The organism is Mesorhizobium sp. M7A.F.Ca.MR.362.00.0.0, from assembly GCF_004023175.1.
GTDB lineage: Bacteria > Pseudomonadota > Alphaproteobacteria > Rhizobiales > Rhizobiaceae > Mesorhizobium.
In genome coordinates this window covers 5,814-9,760 of the sequence record NZ_RZTF01000073.1, presented here as the reverse complement: position 1 = coordinate 9,760, position 3,947 = coordinate 5,814, and the positions used below count along the sequence as shown (strand labels likewise).

Genomic DNA, 3,947 nt, shown 5'->3' with positions numbered 1-3,947 from the left:
CCAGCAAGCTGACCGGCGACGGCACGCTGACGCTGACGTCGGGCGAGGAACAGCTCGGCCGCTGGGCCTTCGCGGTCATATCGGACAAGCCGCCGCAGATCCGCTTCGTCGGCGAGCCCAAGCGCGCCGCAAACGGCGCCTTCGAGCTAAACTACCAGATCGACGACGACTATGGCGCCGCCACCGCCAAGGCAGTGTTCGCGCTCGCCGATCCGCAGGCGCCGAATGCGCGTCCGCTGTACGGTGCACCTGAAATGCCGCTGACGCTGCCGCGCCGCGGCGGCAAGTCGAACGCCGCCAAGACCTCCAAGGACCTGACCGAGCATGTCTGGGCCGGCAGCAGCATCAAGCTGACGCTGGTCGCCACCGATGATGCCGGGCACACCGCATCGAGCGAAACCAAGACGCTGCTGATGCCGGAGCGGCCTTTCGCCAATCCGCTGGCACGCGCCGTGATCGAACAGCGCCGCCTGCTGGCGCTCGACGCCAACGCCAAGCCGCGCGTGCTCGACCTGATGGACGCCATCACACTTCGGCCGGAAGATACGTTCGACAACATGTCCCACTATCTCGCCATCATGAGCGCCCGCACCCGGCTGAAGATGGCCGAGAGCGACGATCAATTGCGCAGCGAGGTCTCCTATCTCTGGGAAATCGCGCTCGGCATCGAGGAAGGCAATCTTTCGGCCGCCGAAAAGCGGCTGCGCCAGGCGCAACAGGCGCTGCAGGACGCCATCAAGAATGGCGCCAGCGACGCTGAAATCGAAAAGGCGATGAAGGAACTGCGCGAGGCGATGAACCAGTTCCTGCAGGAATTCGCGGAGCGCGCCAAGCAGAATCCCAACGCCCCGCAGATGCAGCAGAATGGCCAGGAACTGCGCCAGAGCGACATCGATCGCATGATGGACCAGATCGAAAACCTGGCGAAGTCCGGAGATCGCGACAAGGCCCAGCAACTGCTGTCGCAACTGCAGGACATGATGAACAATCTGCAAGCCGGCCGTCAGCAGCAAGGCGGCCAGCAGGACAGCGAGATGCGCCAGCAGATGGACAAGCTGGGTGAGATCCTGCGGCGTCAGCAGGAGATGATGAACGACACCTTCCGCATGGATCAGATGCAGCGCGGCGAGCGCCAGCGCGGGCAGAACCGTGACGAGCAGCTCGGCGAAGGCGGCCAGGATGAGGACAGACCCGGCGTCGGCGAAGACCGCGATCCGCTCGCCCGGCAAAAGCCGATGACACCCCAGGAATTCGCCGATGCGCTGAAACAGCTGCAGCAGGGCCAGGGCCAGCTGCAAAGCGACCTGGATCAGCTGAAGAAGGGCCTCGAAGGCATGGGTATGGAGCCCAATGAAGGATTTGGCGAGGCCGGCAAGTCCATGGGCAATGCCGAACAGGCACTCGGCGAGGGTGAAGGCGATGCGGCCGTCGGTCATCAGGGCCGGGCCCTGGAAGCGCTGCGCAAGGGCGCCAAGGACATGATGAAGCAGATGCAGGCCATGCAGGGCGACCAGGGCGGCGGCGAGGAAGGCGGCCGCCAGCAGAACACCGACCGTGATCCGCTAGGCCGGCCGCGCGCCAGCCAGGGTCCCGATTTCGGCGATTCGGTGAAGGTGCCCGACGAGATCGACGTGCAGCGCGCCCGTCAGATTCTGGAAGCGATCCGCAAACGGCTCGGCAATGCGCTCAGCCCCGACATCGAACGCAGCTATCTGGAACGGCTGCTTGAGCTGAAATAGAGCAATTCCAGGAAAATTGTGAAGCGGTTTTCCGTCCGGAATCGCGAAAAAACAAAGGGATTGCCGCCCGCGTCCATCCCACCTGAAAACCTCTCGCACGGTTGCACCACCATGCCCAGACTTGGCGCCGTCACACCCATCCTGCACATCTTCGACATTGCCAAGGCGCGTGAATTCTATGTCGGCTTCCTCGGCTTTGAGGTGCAGTGGGAACATCGCTTCGCCGACGACGCGCCGCTTTACATGGCGGTCGGCCGCGACGGCTGCGTTCTGCATCTCAGCGAACATCATGGCGACGGTGCACCCGGCATGGCCCTGCGCATCGAGGTCGAGGACATCACCGCTCTTCATGGCGAACTGATCGGCAAAAACTACCGCTTCGCCAGGCCGGGCGTGGAAGATCCGCCTTGGAAGACCCGCGAGGTATCGGTCGCCGATCCGTTCGGCAACAGGCTGCATTTCTACGAGGATGCCGCCGGCTGACTGAGCCTGTTGATGAAGGCTTCGCGGATCGCATCCTGCATGCCGTCGATCGCCTCACCTGACGCATTGGGGTTGCGGTGCATCACCACGTTGGAGGAATCGATGGCGCCGAATCCGTCCGCTCTGGTCAGTTCACGACAGCCATCCGGAATGTTGCTGCGCGAAATCGGCGCGATCGCCAGTCCGGAGGTGACGGCGAGCTTGAGGCCGCCGGTGGTGTCGCTGGTATAAGCGACACGATAGGCAAGATCGCGCTGCTCCAGTGATTTGATGGCGAAGTCCTTGCACCAGCCGGCCCGGTTGTAGAGCGCGATCGGCACCGGCTGTTCCTCATGCATGTGATGCAGGGTCGACGTCACCCACACGGTCGGGTCGTGCATCAGCACTTCGCCGCCGGCGGGATCCTGCCATTCGAACACCACGCACAGATCGAGTTCGCCGGCAGCGAGCGCCGCCATCTGTGCCCCGGAATGGGCATAGCGCACGGTGACCTCGACCTGTGTATGACGCTTCGAGAAGGCGCCGAGCGCGCGCGACAGGATGGCGTGGCCATATTCCTCCGGAATGCCGATGCGCACCGGCCCGCCAAGCGGCGCTGCCGCCATCGATGCCGACGTCTCGTCGAGCAGCGAGACAATGCGGCGGGCGTTGACGATGAGTTCGCCGCCGCGCCGCGTCAACGCGACGCCGCGCGAACCGCGCTCGAACAGGCTGGCGCCGATCAGCTCTTCGAGCTTCTTCATCTGCATCGACACCGCGGATTGGGTGCGGCCGGCCTGCTCCGCCGCCTTGGTGAAATTGCCGGTCTCGGCAATCGCCACGAAGGTTCGCAGGAGGTCGCTGTCGAGGGTCGGCCGCATGGAATCCGCCATAAGAGAATTTGATTGCTGGCATCATTCCAATTCGTTTGCAACATGTCAAACGGCGGACGATAGTCGCCATACCCATTGGATATGCGGCTGCGAAATCAGCCGCGGACCAATCAAGAGTCCTCACTCGTGCCCGCTGCCCGAAACGGTGGCGGGTTCTTTTTACCCCGCAGACGGCAGCTTCGGGTCGTACGCGCAGGAGCCTGGATGCAGATGCAGAATCGGATGGTGGGCGGCATCCTGAGCCTGTGCCTCGGCGTGCTGGTCTTTTCGCTGCAGGATCCGCTCGTCAAAGCCGTGTCGAGCGGCTATCCGGTGACCGAGGTGATGGCGATCCGCTCGATCGTCGCCCTGCCTATCCTGATCGTTCTGGTCCATGCCGATGTCGGCTTGCGGGCGATCCTTTCGAAGCGATTCGGCATGCTGACGGTGCGCGCCTTCATCCAGTTCACCTCCTATACGATGTACTACCTGGCCATCGCCGCTTTGCCGCTCGCCGATGCGGTGGCGCTTTATTTCATGGCGCCGCTGTTCATCATGGTGCTGGCCGGACCGTACCTTGGCGAGCGGGTCTCCTGGCAGACACTGGCAACCGTGCTGATCGGCTTGTTCGGCGTCCTCGTGATGCTGCGCCCCGGCGCAGGGCTGTTCGACTGGGCAGCGCTGCTGTCGCTGGGCTCGGCGGCGCTCTATGGTTTTTCGCAGCTGATGGCCCGCAAGATCGGCGATACTGAATCGTCCACCGTCATGGCCTTCTATCAGAACGGCGCCTATCTGGTCGGCGCCGCCGTGGTTGCCGGGGCGTTTCACCTGGCCGGCATCACACACGCCGTTCACCCGAGCCTGGAATTCCTGG

Annotated in this window: 4 protein-coding genes; 3 read left to right on the top strand and 1 reads right to left on the bottom strand. The window is 63.6% G+C overall.

The genetic code is table 11. The annotated features are described in order from the left end of the window. Both EOC06_RS12460 and EOC06_RS12455 read left to right on the top strand, forming a co-directional pair. Nucleotides 1–1,739, top strand: a 1,739-nt coding sequence (locus EOC06_RS12460; RefSeq protein WP_245469524.1) for a TIGR02302 family protein, incomplete at its 5' end; no start/stop codon positions are given. A 111-nt stretch (nt 1,740–1,850) separates the two neighbouring features. After that, the gene (locus tag EOC06_RS12455) at nt 1,851–2,222 is read left to right on the top strand and encodes a glyoxalase superfamily protein (protein ID WP_128307890.1); all 372 of its coding nucleotides are present in this window, start codon (nt 1,851–1,853) and stop codon (nt 2,220–2,222) included. On the opposite strand, the gene EOC06_RS12450 is transcribed toward EOC06_RS12455, so the two are convergent. After that, on the bottom strand, nt 2,201–3,082 hold the full coding sequence (locus EOC06_RS12450; RefSeq protein ID WP_128307889.1) for a LysR family transcriptional regulator: 882 nt from the start codon (nt 3,080–3,082) through the stop codon (nt 2,201–2,203). The genes EOC06_RS12455 and EOC06_RS12450 overlap by 22 nt on opposite strands. A 222-nt stretch (nt 3,083–3,304) precedes the next feature. On the opposite strand from EOC06_RS12450, the gene EOC06_RS12445 reads away from it, so the two are divergent. Continuing rightward, on the top strand, nt 3,305–3,947 hold a 643-nt coding region (locus EOC06_RS12445; RefSeq protein ID WP_245469530.1), incomplete at its 3' end, for a DMT family transporter.